The following is a 16,244-nucleotide window of genomic DNA, read 5'->3' as shown; positions in this document are numbered from 1 at the left end:
GCCCCGACGGGGATGATGGCTGTGATGGAGAGTGCGGTGTGAGAGGCAAATTCAAATCCCTGACCATGGTCAACTGGAACGGCTTCTTCGCCCGCACCTTCGATCTCGACCAGCTGGTCACCACGCTGTCCGGCGGTAACGGGGCAGGCAAGTCCACCACCATGGCGGCCTTCATCGCGGCCCTGATCCCCGATCAGTCCCTGCTCCATTTCCGCAACACCACGGAGGCGGGCTCCAGCAGTGCATCCCGTGACAAGGGGCTCTACGGCAAGCTGCAGCGCGGCCACTGCTACTCGGTGCTGGAGGTGATGAACAGCCGCGAGCAGCGGATCTGGGTCGGTGTTCACCTCGAGCAGGTGGCGAACCGGGACAACAAGGTCAACATCACCCCCTTCGCGCTGGTGGATGTGCCCCAGGAGCTGTCTCCCACGGATCTCCTGCTGGAAAAACTCGAGGGCGGCAAGGGGCGGGTACGCGCCTTCACCGACCTGAAGGGGGCGGCCGCCGAACTCGGTGCCATGAAGCTCGCCAAGTTCAATACGGTGACCGATTATCACAACTTCATGTTCGAGTTCGGCATCACCCCCAAGAAGCTGCGTGATCAAAAAGATCGCGGCAAGTTCTACCGCCTGATCGAGGCCTCCCTCTACGGCGGCATCTCTTCGTCCATCAGCCGCTCCCTGCGCGAATACCTGCTGCCGGAAAACTCCGGGGTGCGCAAGGCGTTCCAGGACATGGAGGCGGCCATCTACGAGAACCGCCGTACCCTGGAGGCCATCAAGGAGACGCAAGGCCAGCGGGATCTGTTCAAGAACCTCATCACCGAAACCACCCATTACGTGGCGGCTGAGTATGTGCGGGGCAGCGCCGAGAAGAGTCGCCTCTCCGAGCTGGCCCTGAAGGCCCGGGCGGAGCTGGCGGGCAAGCGCCGTCTGCTTGCCGAAGAGAAGCAGCGAGCCATCTATCTGGCGGACGAGGTGGATCAGCTCACCGGCCGCGAGAAGCTTTTGACCGACGAGCTGGAATCCGCCGCCGAACATCTGGCCAGGGTGCTGGCTGCGGTGGCCCTGCAGAAGAAGATCGCGCTCTATCGCGCCGATCTGCGCGATCTCAATGACAAACTGGAGCAGCAGCAGGCGGTGGTGGAGGAGATCCACGTCCAGTTGCTGGAAGTGGAAGAGCGCCGGGAACTGGCGATCGCCGAGGTCGACAGCCTCAAGACCCAACTTGCCGACTATCAGCAGGCGCTGGATATCCAGCAGACCCGCGCCATCCAGTACCGCCAGGCGGTGCAGGCCCTCGATGCGGCCCGCGAGCAGTGCGAGCTGCCGGGGTTGACTACCGAGCAGGCGAGCGAGACCCTGCATCAACTGCGCAGCGCCGAGCAGAGCCTCACCAGCCGGGTGCTGGGGGCCGAGCAGCAGCTCGCCCTGGCGAAAGCCGCGGTGGCCGAACACGAAGCGGCCCTGGCGCTGCTCCTTGGCATCGCCCCCGAAACCGCTCGTGAGGCCGCCTGGCCCACTGCCCAGGCCCTGCTCAAGCGTCATATCGAAGACAAGGCTCGCGTCAATCAGGGGCAGGGGCTGCGCGTCACCCTGGCCCGCCTGGAAAAAGAGAGCGAGAGCCAGAAGACCCTGTTCAAGCTGCGGGATGAACTGACCGAGGCGTCAGGCCAGCAGATCGGCAGCAGCGACGAGCTGGAGCTCTTCCTCGAAGCCCAGCGCACCCGCCAGGAGGAGCTGGCCGAGCAACAGGCCGAGACAGCGCAGCGCCGTGCCAGCCTGGAGCACCAGGGTGCCCAGCTTGGCCGTGACATTGGCGAGCTAACCAAACTGGCGCCGCGCTGGCTGAAATCCTTTGAAAAACTCGAGCAACTGCGCGAGCAGAGCGGCTTGCCGCTGACCAGCGCCGAAGCACTCTCCGCCGGCATGCAGACCGTGCTCGACAAGGAGCGGGAGTTCGAGCAGGAGAGCAACCGCATCCAGGCCCAGAAGCAGGCGCTGGAGCTGCAAATTCGCAACCTCCAGCTGGGGGCCGGGGAGGCGGATCCGCGCCTTGCCCGCATCGCCGAGCAGGTGGGGGGCGTGCTGCTCTCCGATGTCTATGACGACATCTCCATCGACGATGCCCCTTACTACTCCGCTCTCTACGGCCCGGCTCGCAGCGCCCTGGTGGTGCTCGACCTTGAAGGCGCCATCGAGCGGCTCAAGAAGCTGGAAGATTGCCCGGAAGATATCTACCTCATTCAGGGCAACCCGGATTCGTTCGATGAGGATCTGGTGGAGGCGGACGAGCTCGGCGACGCCGTGCTGGTGCGCAGCAGCAAACGCCAGGTGCGTTTCTCCCGCTACCCCGAATTGCCGCTCTTTGGCCGCGCCGCCCGCGAGAAGCGCATCGAGCAGCTCGATTTTGAGCGTGAAAACCTCATCGAAGGCTACGCCAAGGCCGCCTTCGAGCAGCAGAAGTATCACCGCCTCTATGGTCACTTCCGCGACTTCATCGGCCAGCATCTGGACATCGCATTCCGTCCGGATCCGGAAGCCGAAGTGGACGCCAAGCAGAGCGAGCTGCGCAAGTTGCAAGGAGCCATGGGCGAGTGCGACAAGCAGCTCGCCGAGGCCAAGGCCGCCGGTGCCCAGCTGACCCGCCACATCCAGCTGGTGCAGGCCATGCTGCCCTATGCCCATCTGTTTGAGGAAGGGGATCTGGCGGCGCGTCTCGAAGGTGCCCGCGCCGATGTGGAGAGCCTGAAACAGGCGGAGGCCTTTATCGCCCAGCACGGCAAGGCGCTGGAGATGCTCGAGGGCAAGGTGCAGGTATTGCGCCAGGATCCGCAGGATCTCGCCGCCCTGCAGGCCGCCTACGACGAGGTGAACGCGTTGCTGGCGGAGCAGAAACGCCGTGTCTATGCCCTGGATCAGCTGGTGGCCCGCCTGCCGCATTTCGCCTATCAGGACGCACAAGACTTGCTCGGCAAGGCGTCCGAGATGAGTGAACGCCTGAAAGAGAAGCTCAAAGCAGCGGAATTGACTGCCAGAACCAAGGGTGAGCAGCACAAACAGATCGCCCAGCGCCACACGGAGGCGTTGCAACTGCGCACCGCGCTCGATTCCAGTGCGTCGGCCAAGGGGCAGACCCTGGCGGAGTTCGAGCAGGAACTGGGGGCCATGGGGCTGACTCTTTCCGAAGACATGGAAGAGAAGTCCCGCGCCCACAAGAAAGAGATCGAAGAGCTGCTCATCCGCACCCGCTCCCGTCGCACCAGCGCCGAGGCCCAGTTGCAGGTGACCAAGCGGGAGATCGAATCCCTCGGCGGCCGTCTGAAACTCGAAGGCAAAGACTACTTCGGTGCCCGCAAATCCCTGGTGGGCCACAAGGCGAGCTGGTCGCGGGTGGTGCGTCTGGCACGCGACACCGACGTGGAGAAGCGTCTGAACAAGCGCGAGCTGGCGTATCTTGACAGCGACGAGCTGCGTTCCATGTCGGACAAGGCATTGGGAGCCCTTCGCGTCGCCGTCGCGCACGACGAGGCCCTGCGCGATGCGCTGCGTCTGTCCGAGGGCAACCGCAACACCGAGCAGAAGGTCGCCTTCTACGTGCAGGTGTACCGTTACTTGAAGGATCGCATTCGCAACGACATCATCCGCTCGGACGATCCGGTGGAGGCCATCGAGGAGATGGAGATCGAGTTGGCGCGCCTTGCCGATGAGCTCAAGCAGCGGGAGACCCACTTGTCGCTTTCCTCCCACGAGGTGGCGGCCAAGATCACCAACATCATCCGCCGGGAGCAGAACCGTATCCGGGTGCTGAACCAGGGCCTGCAGAATATCGCCTTCGGTCTGGTGCGCGGGGTGCGTCTGAACGTCAATATCCGCGAGGCTCACACCCGACTGCTGACCGCGCTCGCGGATCAGACCGCCATGCACAACGATCTGTTCGCCGACAAGGAGCTCAGCTTCTCCGAGGCCATGGCCAAGCTGTTCCAGCGCCTCAACCCGCAGATTGAACAGGGGGAGCGCAGCTATCAGGTGATGGGGGATATCCTGCTGGACTATCGCAACTACCTGGAGCTGGAGATCGAGGTGCAGCGTGGGGCAGACGGCTGGCTGCGGGCGGAGAGCGGTGCGCTCTCCACCGGCGAGGCCATCGGTACCGGTCAGGCCATCTTGCTGATGGTGCTCATCAGCTGGGAGGAGGAGTCCCGCCGTCTGCGCGGCAAGGACATCGCCCCCTGCCGTTTGCTGTTCCTGGACGAGGCGGCGCGCCTCGATGGCAAGTCCATCGCCACCCTGTTCGAGCTGTGCGAGCGTCAGGACATGCAACTGCTCATCGCGGCGCCGGAGAACATCAGCCCCGAGAAGGGCACCACCTACAAGCTCATCCGCAAGGTGCAGGGCAAGCACGAGCACGTGCACGTGGTGGGGCTGCGCGGCTTTGGTTTTGCCGATGACAAGCTCATTGCCTGATCCGGGTTCCCCTGACAGGGGCTGACGGAGCAATACGCAAAACGGGGGGCCAGGGCCTCCCGTTTTCCATGGCAAATGTGAGAGAGTAGGCCTCTGTTGGCAGGGGCCAGATTGGTGCAAAAAGTGGTGATGAGAGTGGCGATGGAAGAGCGCATGAGAGGCAGGGTACAAAAAGGGCTGCTGGTCTCCTTCAGCCTGCTGCTGGCGGCCTGCAGCAGCCAGCCGGAGGCGGGCAAGGGGGGGGACTGGCGCGGTTATACCCAGACCGGGCTTGCCTCCTATTATGCGGACCGCTATCACAACCGGAAGACGGCGAGCGGCGAGCGATACAATAACGGTGCCAACACAGCGGCCCACATGACACTGCCGTTCGGCTCCCTGGTGAAGGTGACCAACGTGGCGAACGGCAAGAGCGTGGTGGTGCGGGTCAACGACAGGGGCAACTTCCCCAGGGGGAGAGTGATCGATCTCTCCAAGGCCGCCTTCAGCAGCATCGGCAACCTCAGATCCGGCCTGGTCAGGGTCAATCTCGAGGTGGTCAACTAGTTCGCATGAGAGAACACGCAGGCGGCTTGTCCTGTGGGTTCGGAAGGTGGCAGTTTTACTGGGAGGCTCCCCTTGGCATGCAGCCCGCCGGAGGGCGGGCTGCAACAGTGTCACCCTCTGTGGGTCGTGACGGATGTTCCCATCACCACATCATTTTTTTGGTTCACATCCAGGGTTGCCTGGTAGCTCTCCTTATAAAAGACCAGACCATTGTCGTCGTCCTGTTGCCATCCGGCACCCAGCAGAATTGTCACCGCCGCATCCAGCGGTTTGTTGCTGACAGCACGGTCAAGGATTTCGGCCACCTTGTTGGTGGAGAGGGTCGCAGGGGCCGATGGGTGCACCGCTGCCGCCGCGTGGTTTTGGGCGCGGGTCTTGTGGATGTCGCACCCATTGCCATCCGTCATCTGGGTACAACCGCTGCGCTCCAGCTTCTGCCGATAGGCGTCGCTGATCGCGTGGGCAGGGGCAATGGCGCCAAGGGTGGTGCCGAGGAGGAGTGACAGGCTCAGGATCATCTGTTTGTGTTTCATGGTATCTATCCAGTTAATGAGAAATAAAAAGCCAAACCGGGTTTCTGGGAGATGAGTCTACGTCAGTGCTGGTCAGGGGGAGGGGAGATCAACACTGCCAATGTCCCTCGTAGTCGTAACATTGCTCGCGCTGGTCACTGTGATGTCGGTGGGCATGATAGGTATTTTCCTTGTGGCGGTTATCTTCATCCTTTTCATGTTTCGCCTTGTCGGCTTCATGTTTTTTGTGGATGCCGTATGCGATCCCGCCTGCCGCAGCGGCGGCACTGCCGACCAGCAAGGCTTTCTGGGTTGTCGTCATATTGTCCATGGCACAGCCGGTCAGACTGACCGTGACCACCAATATGCCGACGCATTGCCTGATGAATACCATTTTCATAGCAAACACCTTCCATATATTAATGTTGAACTGTTTCCAATGTGACCATAGCCGTAGTCTGTGGTCCGTTTTGTTGTTATGTTGCAAGCAAAAAAAATAACAGGCAGTGAGATATTCTCAGCCAAATGGATGGCTGTTATTTATTGTCAGGGGATATATGTTGAACCTGTCGTTTGCTGCCAAATAAAAAATAATGATTGTGTATATCGGTATGAGTGAATGACAGCGACTAATTGATCGTGACGCCGGCTATTCTGCCCGAGGGCGACATATCAAACTCCACAATGACGCCGGACTTTCGCCAGCGGGTATGTTCGTCGTTCATGGCATGCCAACCACTGTCTTCCATATAGTCCACGGCTTCTCCCTGATAATCACCCGCGATGTGTGAATCAAGATCTTGCAGGATCTCATGGGTGGCATCGCGATGGTCGCGGTATGACGCCACATCCTCTCCGTGTCGATGCCGAGCGGGTTTGATGTCACAGGTGCCATTGGCCTCACTGACCTGGGTACAACCGGATTGTTCCAATTGCGCGCGATAGGCTTCACTGATGGCAAAGGCCGGTTGGGCACAGACTCCTGTCATCGCGATCATCAATATCATGTTCCGCTTTTTCATGGCGTTGACCCTCTCCTGTTAACGGTACCAGCAGCGTGAGCCATTATCGGCCTGGCTGGCATCCGGCAGCGTCTCGCAGTCCGGGAGTGCGATGCCATCTCGGGTGATCATATCGTTATCCTGACGATATTGTTGACTGCCAGAGGTGGTGACACAGCCAGCCAGAAACAGATTGGCTCCGATGATGATTAATGCCATCAAGGTGGTTCTCATATAATTACTCCTATGGATTGGTAAAACGTTTTCTGTTTTCGGGGGCGACATCTGATAATTCAGATCCTGTTTTCCAATCGGCTAATGACAATGTTCCTCCTGGAATGTGATGAACATCATAGTTTTTCTAAATAGTAAAAATAAAGAGGTCAGACCTGGCATTTTATATTGTTTTATCTATTTGATTTTAATGGATAAAAGCAAAAATACCTCTTAAGTGTTAATTTTTGGTTGGGTATGGTGAGTGCAACTGTTATTGAATGTGTGAATAGATATTGGCATTTGAGATGTCATAAATAAAATTGATTACAATTAATCACCTTGGCGTTAAACAAAGCCAATGACTCCATTTATTTAATCATCTGTTATTGCCACAGCGTCATATCACGCAGCAATAACGATAGGTGGGCTCCCCCATAAGGGATCTCCCTGGGAAGTCATCGACGCGGCTCACCGATGAGCACGACATGGAGACATGAATAGCCGGCTGACCCAATGCCTGGGTGTTGCTGTGGCGCCTATCCGGCACCACAGCCTGATCTGCCCGATTTTTGCTGTTTGGCGGTGGACAGGTCGGTCGATGTTTCTGTCAGAAGTCTTCATTTTTAAACATTTAAATGTTGATAAATGAAAAGTTGTTTAAAAATGTCGAGGCGGAGTGCTATCTTGTGACCATCAGGTACAACCCAAGGGTATGAGACCCATGACTATCGAACGTTATGCCACCAGCAAGCCTTTCCCGTTTGCCGATGCGGTGAAAGCGAACGGTTTTGTTTTTTTATCGGGCCAGGTATCCATGAGTACCACGGGTGAGCCTTTGCAGGGGTCGGTCACGGAGCAAACCCGGCGGATCATGGAGTCTATCGCGGCGACGCTGACTCGTGCCGGTGTGGATATCGACCATGTGGTCAGGGTGCAGGTGTGGCTGAGCGACATGAAGCACTTCGCCGAATTCAATACCGAATATCGCAACTGGTTTACGAGCGGCTTTCCGGCCCGTTCGGTGACCAGCAGCACCTTGGCATTTGGGTTGGATGTGGAGATCGAAGTCCAGGCAATAGCGGCAACGAGAGGGGCGGCATGAACCTGGATCGCGAGAGCCTGCTCACCGTGTTGATGGCATCCCTCGAAACCCTCAAGACCACCATCCCCGCCAATACCGAAGCCGTATTGCATGATCTGACCCGGCCTGAAGAGTCCGTCATCGGTATCGTCAATGGGCACGTGAGTGGCCGGTGCGAAGGGGATGCCCTCCTGTCCGGCCCGGATGATGACATGGGATTCTTGGGGCTGCTCGATGGGGCATCCGATACCCGATACCGCACCTTCAGCGGTTATGTGTCGAGAACGGCGACCGGGAAGCGCTTGAATAGCGCATCGACCATCTATTACGGCGAGGGGGGCGTGCCTTTGGTTGCCTTCTGCCTCAACGTCGATATGGAGGCGGTCAATCAGCTGAAACGCGACCTGGATTATCTGTTCCAGCCCGCCAGCATGGAGGAGGAGACGGATGGCAAATCGGGCACGATTTCCCTCCAGACGCTCGATGACGTGTTGCAGCGATACCGGCAGACCGGGGCTGAGAGCAAGATTGATTTCAGACGGCGTGTCGTGTCCGAGATTCATGGGCTGGGCTTTTTCAAGATAAAAGGCAGTGTCAATCATGTCGCCAGGGCGCTGGGGGTGACGCGATACACGATTTACAACTATCTGGAGAGATTTGATGAAAAATAGTGGCTCGACAAGGATCCCCTTCTATCAAGTGGATGCCTTTACCTCCCAGCCCTTTGGTGGCAATCCGGCCGGGGTGTGTCCCCTGGAGACCTGGCTGGAGGATGAGGTGCTCCAGTCCATCGCCATTGAAAACAATCTGTCAGAGACGGCTTTCTTCATCCCGACGAATGATGGCTATCACCTGCGCTGGTTTACCCCCGGGGTTGAAGTGGATCTGTGTGGCCACGCGACCCTGGCCGCCGCCTGGGTACTGTTCAACAAGCTGGGCCATGCCGATGAGCAGATCCGGTTTCACACCCGCAGCGGGCTGCTCACGGTGACTCGCTCGGGTCATGAATACTGCATGGATTTCCCGGCCAAGGTGGCGACACCGATAGAGACACCCGCCGGTCTGCTGGCCGCTCTGGGTATTGATGGCGAGGTGGTCGGGGTATGGCGGTCCGATGACTTGATCGTGCTGGTGAATGACAAAGAAGTCATTGAAGGGCTGGCCCCGGATTTCAATACCCTGGTGCAGTTTGATACCCGTGGTGTCATCGTGACGGCGGCCGATGATCGCTTCGACTTTGTCTCCCGCTGGTTCGGGCCTCAGGTCGGCGTCAACGAGGATCCGGTGACCGGCTCTGCACACACCTTCCTCGCACCGTTCTGGGCCGCTCGCACAGGCAAGCGGGAGTTGATTGCCCAGCAAGGGGGGGCACGCAAGGGGACACTCCGCTGCCTGGTGCGTGATGATGGTCGCGTGGAGCTATATGGCGAGGCCCGCATGACCATTGAAGGTACCTTCCTGCTGTAACCCATAGGCCGCACCAGATGTGCCTGCACCATCAAGCATGTATCAACCAGAGTGAGCACATGATTGGCGGCGCCATCAGCAGGATCTCGCCTTTGGGTCGCCCTGCTAGCCGAGATGTCGGGAGCCGATACCCGACTTGATGCCCGCCAGGATCCGAAGAGGCTCCGCAAGGAGCGATAGGAATAAGGAACGATAGGAGTATGGAAAACAACGTCTGGCTGGTGATCAGCGCCCATCGCAGCGAATACCCGGAGCCCATCACCTTCGTCAAGGGCACCCCGCTTATGGTGGGTGAGCGGTATGAAGGGGCAGAGGATTGGCAGGATTGGTTCTTCTGCCAGTGTGCGGGCCAACAAGGGGGCTGGGTGCCGGCTCAACTTATCGAGTGGCTGGACAAGGGCCAGGCCCGTGCCCAGGAGGACTACACGGCCCGGGAGCTGAACGTGCAGCCGGGTGATCAGCTGATTGGCCATCGGATGATCAACGGCTGGATCTGGTGTGACAACGCCGAGGGAACGGCCTCTGGCTGGGTGCCACTGGCCAATCTACAAGCGCTGCGGGAGCCATAAACCCTTAGTGGCGCCACGGACGCTCTGCTGTGCTCCTTCGTCTGCTGTTCAATAGGATGAACAGTTTGTCCATATTGTCCGTCTATATCCATCAATAACCTGTTCTTACACTGCCTCTCATCTTGAAGGATGTGTCCATGATCCGCTGGCAAGTCGCGGCGAGGGGCATCCTTGGTCCATGTGTCTCTTGATAGGGGAGTGTGATGATGAAAGCAGACAAGCTGGTGTCGATAGCGGTACTCAAGGCCAAAGCGGGCATGGGAGAGGCGCTGCGGCGCGAGTTGCAAAAGCTCGTCGCGCCGACCCGGCGCGAGCCGGGCAACCTTGATTACGTGTTGTTCGAGCTCAAGGATGAACCGGGCACCTTCTATATGCGGGAAGCCTTCGTCAGTCAGGCGGCGCTCGATGATCATTGTGCCACCGACTATTTCCAGGGCTTTGCCAGCCGGGCCGATGTGCTGCTGGCCGAGCCCCTGCGTCTCATCTTCCTGGAGGAGGTGGGCCCCTTGGCCTGATGAACACACCGCTTTTGAGAGGCGATGTCCCGGCGATGCGGACCCTGGCTTCGCTATCCTTGCCAAGGGGATTGGCGATGTGAACAGAGACCCGAGCGGTGGATGCGTGAAACACCCGTCTGCCGTGCTGGGGAGGGAAGGCGATGAGCCGGGCTCATGGGAGGTGACATGAAGAGGACCCTGGTGCTGGTACGTCACGGCAAGTCCAGCTGGGCAGATGCAGATCTGCCGGATAGAGAGCGGCGACTGGCCGAGCGCGGCCAGCGCGACGCCCCCATGATGGGCAGGCGCCTGGCGCAGGAGGGGGTGATACCGGATCTGATCCTCTCAAGCCCCGCTTGTCGGGCACGGGAGACGGCGCGCCTGCTTGCCGTTGCGCTTCAATATCTTGGGGAGATAGCCCTGGATGAGCGGATATACGAGGGAGAGGTTTGCACCCTGCTGGCGCTGATAGGGACGCTTGCAGACGACAAGAAGTGCGTGATGCTGGTGGGGCATGATCCCGAATTTACTGCTCTGGCCCACCGCTTATCCCGGGGGATCACCCGGATGCCCACCTGCGCCGTGGCCCGCTTTCTCTTCGAGGGGGCGCCCTGGTCGGTCATCCCTGGCCGCGTTCCAGTTCGTGTCTGGTTTGATTGCCCCAAGCAGCCGTAAGCCCGTGTCATCGGGCACCTCGCCTTCATGACAGCAGGGGCCTTCGCCCCTGCCTGTTTTTCCCGATTTCCCTAGCTCACCGTGAAGGAGAGCATCATGCCGGTATCCTCGTGCTCCAGCAGGTGGCAGTGGGCCATGTAGGCGCGCTCTTTGGGGGCCGGGTGATCGAACTGAATGAGCACCTCGCTCTCACCCCCCTCGATCCTGACCATGTCCTTCCAGCCGCTGCGATGGGGCAGGGGCGTGAGGCCGTTCTCTTTCAGGATGCGAAAACGGGCGCCATGGATATGGAAGGGGTGCAGCATCATGTCCCCCTTGCCGGAGAGGGTCCAGTGTTCCAGTTTGCCCCGCTTGGCCTCAAAGGCCGGCACGCCCATCTCGAAGGCCTGATTGTTGATGCGATTTGCACTGAAGAGGCGCTCTCCCAGCGGCGTCATGCCTGCGTCCGCACCCTGGGACATCCCCGCCATGGCGCCGTGATCCATGCCTTTCATGTCCTTCATTCCTTTCATGGCTGGCATGGGCTTGTCGGCCGGGGCACCGTGCTCGGCCATGCTCATGCCGCTCATGGCCGCCGGTCCATATTGCTCCATCAGTCGTTGCATGCCGATCCTGTCGAGCGCCGGATCCATGGAGAGTTGGAAGTGACGACGAGTCCAGCTCCCATCCTCGGTGGGCAGGGGTGGGAGGCTTCTCAGCTGATCCGGCAGGCTCGATGTGATGCCCTGGGAGGCGGGAGTCAGGGTGAGCAGCGGCAGCGGCTGATCGAAGGGGGGCAAGGCCATACCCATCTGGCTGACGGGTAGGGCGAGCAACTCGACGCGCTTGTCCTGGAGTTCTACCAGCACTTCGAAGCGCTCCCCCATCAGCACCTCCAGTTCGGTGAGTTTGACGGGCTCGGACAGGAAGCCGCCGTCCGAGGCGATCACATAGAAGGGTTGGTTGTCACCGAGGGCCAGGCGCAGGGAGCGGGCGTTGCAGCCATTGAGGATCCGCAGCCGCACCCAGCCGCGGGGTGCCTGATGCTGGGGGGCCAGGGCGCCGTTGACCAGGGGCAAGTCCCCGAACCAGCCCACGGCGGCGCTCATCTCATCGAGCCGATAATCGATCTGTCCCTTGCCGTCGAGCCGCTTGTCCTGAATGACCACGGGCAGATCGTTGATGCCCCAGCGGGCGGGGAGCGGCCAGCGGGCGCTCTCCTCGTCATCGATGAGAATGAGGCCGGCGAGCCCCATGGCCACCTGACGTCCGGTCTTGCCGTGGGCATGGGGGTGGTACCAGCAAGTGGCGGCGGGTTGGGTCAGGGTGAAGCGGCTGGTGAGGGTCTCTCCCGGTCCTATCATGGCCTGGGGGCCGCCGTCGGCATCGCCCGGGATCTCCAGGCCGTGCAGATGCACTGTGGTGGTTTCCGGCAGCTGGTTCAGGGTATGGAGCTGGACGGCCTGGCCGGTGCGCAGTTTCAGGGTCGGGCCGAGCAGGGCACCGTTGTATCCCCAGGTCACCGCCTCCTTGCCGCGCCAGGCGGTGACACCCGCCTTGGCGGTCAGGGCGATATTGCCCTGGGCATCCGGGGAGAGCAGGGGCGGGATGGGCAGGCTGGGGGCTTCGGCGGCGGAGAGAAAACGGGTGTAGGAGAGGGGCAGTGCACCGGCGAGGCCGAGCAGGGCGCTTCGGATCAAAAAGTCACGTCTGTTCATCGCATTCATCTCCTGGGAATTCATGATCAAGGTCACCTTGGCTCTTCCCCCTGATGGAAGGTCAAGCCGACCACAGGTACCCGGGCACCCTGTTCGTTCATCGAGGGTCAGGGTTCATCTGCTGGCTCATGGTGTCGATGAAGTCGCGAAGCACAGGCGCGATGGGCTTCCCGGCCTCCTCGGGGGCATAGAGTACGCAGACATCGGCCGGGATCGGCTGCTCTAGGCGCACGAAACGCACGTGTGGCCATTTTTGGTGAGCATAGCTGGCAGGCGCCAGGGCTACCTGCTGACTGGTGGCGACCACGGCCATCAGGGTATTGGGTTCAACCACCTCCTGATTGAGCTGGGGATAGAAGCCCTCCATCAGGCAGGCGTTGATGATGAGATCGGTGGAGGCCGAGTTGGCCCGGCTCATCAGTACGAAGCGCTCGCCCGTCAGCTCGGTGAGGGAGACCCGCTTGCGATCCCGCAGCGGGTGTTCATCCGATACTGCCAGCATCATGGACTCGGGATAGACGCTCTCGGCCTGCAAGGGGTGGATGTTGAAGGTGTCGGCAAAGCGGGCAAGGCCCAGGTCTATCTCCTTGTTGGCCAGCGCCAGCTTCTGTTTCTCCGGCGACAGCTCGGTAAAGGTGATCTCGTACTCGGGATGCAACCGATGGCACTGCCTGATCACCTCGCCAAAACCGGCCCAGAAGATGGAGCTGACCAGCCCGATGCGGATCTGGTTGTGCTCCATCCGTCCCGCCTGCACCACCTTGTTGAGGCCGCTTTCCAGTACATCGAACAGCAGGGCGCACTCCTCCATCAACCGTCGCCCCGTGGGGGTGAGGCTGACCTGGCGGGTGTGGCGCTCGAACAGGGTCAGCCCGAGCACGGTTTCCAGCTCCTTGATCTGGGCGCTCAGCGGTGACTTGGAGACGTTCAGTTGCTCGGCGGCCCGACTGAAGTGACCACAGCGCGCCACTTCGTGGAAGTAGCGCAGCATCTTGAGTGTGACGCGCTCGCGCCAGTGACTGTCCAGGGACAAAATAACCTCCGATGGATTGATGAGGCGGGGTGAGATCCCCGTCAAACATTGGGCATTCGCCGCCACGGGCAGGCCTCTGCCTGCGGGGGGCGCAGGAGATCCGGTTCACACTTTGACCTCCGCTCGTGGGGCCCACTTACCCCTCATGCTCTCTTCATGGCAACAAAATGGCGTCAATTGGCGTCATTTTTGCCGGTTTTCCCTCCCGGCTCGCCATGCTGATGGGTTTATTGTGCCGAAAATCAGGATAAAAGAACCGATTTTAATGATTTTTTTAGCTATGTGTCTTCCCTAGAGTGAGCCCATCAGTCATCACTCACGAGGTTCATCCCATGCAACAAGATCCCGTTCTGAATGCCGTCGCCACCATTTTGTCCCGCAAGCCGGGCTTCTCCCCCCGGGCCGCCATGATCCTGGGATCGGGTCTCGGGGTGTTGGCCGATGCGCTGGAAGAGAGAGTCAGCATCCCCTACGAAGAGCTGGACGGCTTCCCGGTCAGTACCGTGGCCGGTCACAGCGGCGAGCTGGTGCTCGGCAAACTGCATGGCGTCGACGTCATCTGCATGAAGGGGCGTGGTCACTACTATGAGCACGAAACCATGAAGGTGATGACTACCCCGGTGCGCACCTTCAAGCGCCTGGGCTGCGAGCTGCTGCTGGTGACCAATGCGGCGGGCTCATTGCGCCCCGAGCGGATCGGGGTCGGCTCCCTGGTCATCTTCAACGATCACATCAACACCATGCCGGGGACGCCCATGACGGGGGCCAACGACGAGGCCTACGGCCCGCGCTTCTTCAGCCTGGCCAACGCCTATGACAAGACATTGCGGCAAGAGGCGCAGGCGATTGCCGACGCAGAGGGGATCGCCGTCAATCAGGGGGTTTTTGTCTCCTACAGCGGCCCCTGCTTCGAGACCGCCGCCGAGATCCGCATGATGCAGATCATCGGCGGTGACGTGGTGGGCATGTCGGTGGTGCCCGAGGTGATCAGCGCCGCCCATTGCGGTCTGCCGGTGCTGGCCGTCTGCGCCATCACCAACATGGCCGAGGGGCTGGGTGACGTGCAGCTCTCCCACGAGCAGACCCTCAAGTGTGCCAAGTTGGCGGAAGCGGACTTCATCCGCCTCATCAACGCCTTCGTGCAGCGCCACTTCCAGTAACGGCTGACCAGGAGGTCATATGTTTGCAGCAGGATTTCTCGGCATGGCGGCCCTCGTGCTCATCGCCGTGCTCGCCTCGACCAATCGCAGGGCCATTCGCCTGCGCACCGTCGGGCTGGCGCTGGCCTTGCAAGTGGCTATTGGCGCGCTGGTGCTCTACGTGCCGCTGGGACGGCGGGCACTGGAGGGGATGGCCCACGGGGTGGATGCCGTGCTGGCGAGCGGCAAGGCGGGTATCCACTTCCTGTTTGGCAACCTGGTCAACTTCTCGGTGGACGGCATCGGTTTCGTGTTCGCCCTCAACGTGTTGCCGCTGGTGGTCTTCTTCTCGGCGCTGATCGCCGTGCTCTACTACCTCGGCATCATGCAGGCGGTGATCCGCGTCATCGGTGGTGGCATGGCCAGGCTGCTCGGCACCTCCCAGACCGAGTCCATGTCGGCGGTGGCCAACGTCTTCGTCGGCCAGAGCGAGGCCCCCCTGGTGGTCAAGCCCTACATGCCGAAGATGAGCGACTCCGAGTTCTTCGCCGTCATGTGTGGCGGCATGGCGTCGGTCTCCGGCACCGTGCTCGCGGGCTACGCCATGATGGGGGTGGACATGCAATACCTGCTGGCGGCCTCCTTCATGGCAGCGCCAGGGGGCATACTGTTTGCCAAGCTGATCATCCCCGAAACCAGCCAGCCGGACTATGTGTTCGACAACAGCATCCAGTTCGATGGCAAGAAACCGGAAAACGTGCTGGCTGCCGCCGGGGAGGGGGCCAGCAGTGGCCTCAAGCTGGCCGCCGCCATCGGTGCCATGTTGATCGCCATGATAGGGCTGGTGACCCTGGTCAATACTTTGCTCGGCGGGATAGGGGACATGATGGGCATGTCCCTCTCCCTTGAGCTCATCCTGGGCTGGATCTTCTCGCCGCTTGCCTTCCTGCTGGGGGTGCCGCTCGCGGATATCGGTGTTGCCGGTGCCATGATCGGCAAGAAGCTGGTGGTGAATGAATTCGTCGCCTACAGCGATCTCGCTCCCTACCTGAAAGACGCGAGCACCGTGAGCGCGGCCGGTCTGCAGGTGCTGGAGGAAAAATCCAAGGTAATCATCAGCTTCGCGTTGTGCGGTTTTGCGAACCTGGCCTCCATGGGGATCCTGATCGGTGGCCTCGGTACCCTCTGCCCCTCACGGACCGATTTCATCGCCCGCCACGGCCTGCGCACCGTGCTGGCGGCCACCTGTTCCAATTTGATGAGTGCTGCCATCGCCGGGATCTTCTTCTCCCTGGCGCTCTGACGCTCACTTCTCTGTGCGGGGCGCTGCGGCGCCCCTTTTTAT

General features: G+C 60.5%; 16 protein-coding genes. 10 read left to right on the top strand and 6 right to left on the bottom strand.

The window, feature by feature from the left end; translation table 11 throughout:
* Nucleotides 1-38 precede the first annotated feature (38 nt).
* Nucleotides 39-4,466 (top strand): chromosome partition protein MukB, encoded by a 4,428-nt coding sequence (gene mukB / locus ABNP46_RS10795; RefSeq protein WP_349917636.1) that lies wholly within the window; start codon nt 39-41, stop codon nt 4,464-4,466.
* A gap of 153 nt (nt 4,467-4,619) precedes the next feature.
* Entirely contained in the window at nt 4,620-5,012 is a 393-nt protein-coding gene (locus ABNP46_RS10790) for a septal ring lytic transglycosylase RlpA family protein (RefSeq protein WP_434476145.1), read from the top strand.
* Between the two features lie 110 nt (nt 5,013-5,122).
* On the opposite strand, the gene ABNP46_RS10785 is transcribed toward ABNP46_RS10790, so the two are convergent.
* From ABNP46_RS10785 to ABNP46_RS10770, 4 genes are all read right to left on the bottom strand, one after another.
* On the bottom strand, nt 5,123-5,545 hold the full coding sequence (locus ABNP46_RS10785; protein WP_349917631.1) for a hypothetical protein: 423 nt from the start codon (nt 5,543-5,545) through the stop codon (nt 5,123-5,125).
* Nucleotides 5,546-5,633: 88 nt separating this feature from the next.
* Nucleotides 5,634-5,924 carry a hypothetical protein gene (locus ABNP46_RS10780; protein ID WP_349917630.1) on the bottom strand — a complete coding sequence of 97 codons (291 nt, stop codon included), beginning with the start codon at nt 5,922-5,924 and terminating at the stop codon, nt 5,634-5,636.
* 229 nt (nt 5,925-6,153) lie between these two features.
* Nucleotides 6,154-6,546 carry a hypothetical protein gene (locus tag ABNP46_RS10775; RefSeq protein WP_349917629.1) on the bottom strand — a complete coding sequence of 131 codons (393 nt, stop codon included), beginning with the start codon at nt 6,544-6,546 and terminating at the stop codon, nt 6,154-6,156.
* An 18-nt stretch (nt 6,547-6,564) separates the two neighbouring features.
* Entirely contained in the window at nt 6,565-6,759 is a 195-nt protein-coding gene (locus ABNP46_RS10770; protein ID WP_349917628.1) for a hypothetical protein, read from the bottom strand.
* A 703-nt stretch (nt 6,760-7,462) separates the two neighbouring features.
* Between ABNP46_RS10770 and ABNP46_RS10765 the strand changes: the two genes are divergently transcribed.
* The 6 genes from ABNP46_RS10765 (at nt 7,463) to ABNP46_RS10740 (ending at nt 11,030) form a co-directional block, all read left to right on the top strand.
* Nucleotides 7,463-7,843 carry a RidA family protein gene (locus ABNP46_RS10765; RefSeq protein ID WP_349917625.1) on the top strand — a complete coding sequence of 127 codons (381 nt, stop codon included), beginning with the start codon at nt 7,463-7,465 and terminating at the stop codon, nt 7,841-7,843.
* Nucleotides 7,840-8,493 carry a helix-turn-helix transcriptional regulator gene (locus ABNP46_RS10760; RefSeq protein WP_349917622.1) on the top strand — a complete coding sequence of 218 codons (654 nt, stop codon included), beginning with the start codon at nt 7,840-7,842 and terminating at the stop codon, nt 8,491-8,493. The genes ABNP46_RS10765 and ABNP46_RS10760 overlap by 4 nt, the downstream gene beginning before the upstream one ends.
* Nucleotides 8,483-9,289, top strand: coding sequence for a PhzF family phenazine biosynthesis protein (locus ABNP46_RS10755; RefSeq protein WP_349917620.1), 807 nt, complete (start codon nt 8,483-8,485; stop codon nt 9,287-9,289). Before ABNP46_RS10760 ends, ABNP46_RS10755 begins: the two co-directional genes overlap by 11 nt.
* A 200-nt stretch (nt 9,290-9,489) precedes the next feature.
* A complete protein-coding gene (locus tag ABNP46_RS10750) occupies nt 9,490-9,858 on the top strand; it encodes an SH3 domain-containing protein (RefSeq protein ID WP_349917618.1) in 369 nt (122 codons plus the stop codon).
* Nucleotides 9,859-10,064: 206 nt separating this feature from the next.
* Nucleotides 10,065-10,373 carry a putative quinol monooxygenase gene (locus ABNP46_RS10745; protein ID WP_434476144.1) on the top strand — a complete coding sequence of 103 codons (309 nt, stop codon included), beginning with the start codon at nt 10,065-10,067 and terminating at the stop codon, nt 10,371-10,373.
* A 168-nt stretch (nt 10,374-10,541) separates the two neighbouring features.
* Nucleotides 10,542-11,030: a SixA phosphatase family protein gene (locus ABNP46_RS10740; RefSeq protein ID WP_349917613.1), complete on the top strand. Its 489-nt coding sequence runs from the start codon at nt 10,542-10,544 to the stop codon at nt 11,028-11,030.
* A gap of 71 nt (nt 11,031-11,101) precedes the next feature.
* Here ABNP46_RS10740 and cueO read toward each other — a convergent pair whose 3' ends face one another.
* A complete protein-coding gene (gene cueO / locus ABNP46_RS10735; RefSeq protein ID WP_349917611.1) occupies nt 11,102-12,727 on the bottom strand; it encodes a multicopper oxidase CueO in 1,626 nt (541 codons plus the stop codon).
* 97 nt (nt 12,728-12,824) lie between these two features.
* A complete protein-coding gene (locus tag ABNP46_RS10730; RefSeq protein WP_349917608.1) occupies nt 12,825-13,760 on the bottom strand; it encodes a LysR family transcriptional regulator in 936 nt (311 codons plus the stop codon).
* A gap of 332 nt (nt 13,761-14,092) precedes the next feature.
* On the opposite strand from ABNP46_RS10730, the gene xapA reads away from it, so the two are divergent.
* Both xapA and ABNP46_RS10720 read left to right on the top strand, forming a co-directional pair.
* Nucleotides 14,093-14,920 (top strand): xanthosine phosphorylase, encoded by an 828-nt coding sequence (xapA, locus tag ABNP46_RS10725; RefSeq protein ID WP_349917606.1) that lies wholly within the window; start codon nt 14,093-14,095, stop codon nt 14,918-14,920.
* 19 nt (nt 14,921-14,939) lie between these two features.
* The gene (locus tag ABNP46_RS10720) at nt 14,940-16,202 is read left to right on the top strand and encodes a NupC/NupG family nucleoside CNT transporter (protein ID WP_349917605.1); all 1,263 of its coding nucleotides are present in this window, start codon (nt 14,940-14,942) and stop codon (nt 16,200-16,202) included.
* Nucleotides 16,203-16,244 lie beyond the last annotated feature (42 nt).

The organism is Aeromonas veronii (genome assembly GCF_040215105.1).
GTDB lineage: Bacteria > Pseudomonadota > Gammaproteobacteria > Enterobacterales > Aeromonadaceae > Aeromonas > Aeromonas veronii_G.
Note: the sequence above shows the minus strand (reverse complement) of the source record. Positions and strands in the feature narration are given on the sequence as shown.

Bases quoted from the DNA above. Each gene is read 5' to 3' on its own strand.
- ABNP46_RS10720 (WP_349917605.1), top strand. From the start codon at position 14,940: ATGTTTGCAGCAGGATTTCTCGGCATGGCGGCCCTCGTGCTCATCGCC.
- ABNP46_RS10760 (WP_349917622.1), top strand. From the start codon at position 7,840: ATGAACCTGGATCGCGAGAGCCTGCTCACCGTGTTGATGGCATCCCTC.
- ABNP46_RS10780 (WP_349917630.1), bottom strand. From the start codon at position 5,924: ATGAAAATGGTATTCATCAGGCAATGCGTCGGCATATTGGTGGTCACG.
- ABNP46_RS10770 (WP_349917628.1), bottom strand. From the start codon at position 6,759: ATGAGAACCACCTTGATGGCATTAATCATCATCGGAGCCAATCTGTTT.
- ABNP46_RS10755 (WP_349917620.1), top strand. From the start codon at position 8,483: ATGAAAAATAGTGGCTCGACAAGGATCCCCTTCTATCAAGTGGATGCC.
- ABNP46_RS10750 (WP_349917618.1), top strand. From the start codon at position 9,490: ATGGAAAACAACGTCTGGCTGGTGATCAGCGCCCATCGCAGCGAATAC.
- ABNP46_RS10740 (WP_349917613.1), top strand. From the start codon at position 10,542: ATGAAGAGGACCCTGGTGCTGGTACGTCACGGCAAGTCCAGCTGGGCA.
- ABNP46_RS10745 (WP_434476144.1), top strand. From the start codon at position 10,065: ATGAAAGCAGACAAGCTGGTGTCGATAGCGGTACTCAAGGCCAAAGCG.
- cueO (WP_349917611.1), bottom strand. From the start codon at position 12,727: ATGAACAGACGTGACTTTTTGATCCGAAGCGCCCTGCTCGGCCTCGCC.
- ABNP46_RS10785 (WP_349917631.1), bottom strand. From the start codon at position 5,545: ATGAAACACAAACAGATGATCCTGAGCCTGTCACTCCTCCTCGGCACC.
- ABNP46_RS10790 (WP_434476145.1), top strand. From the start codon at position 4,620: ATGAGAGGCAGGGTACAAAAAGGGCTGCTGGTCTCCTTCAGCCTGCTG.
- ABNP46_RS10775 (WP_349917629.1), bottom strand. From the start codon at position 6,546: ATGAAAAAGCGGAACATGATATTGATGATCGCGATGACAGGAGTCTGT.
- ABNP46_RS10765 (WP_349917625.1), top strand. From the start codon at position 7,463: ATGACTATCGAACGTTATGCCACCAGCAAGCCTTTCCCGTTTGCCGAT.
- xapA (WP_349917606.1), top strand. From the start codon at position 14,093: ATGCAACAAGATCCCGTTCTGAATGCCGTCGCCACCATTTTGTCCCGC.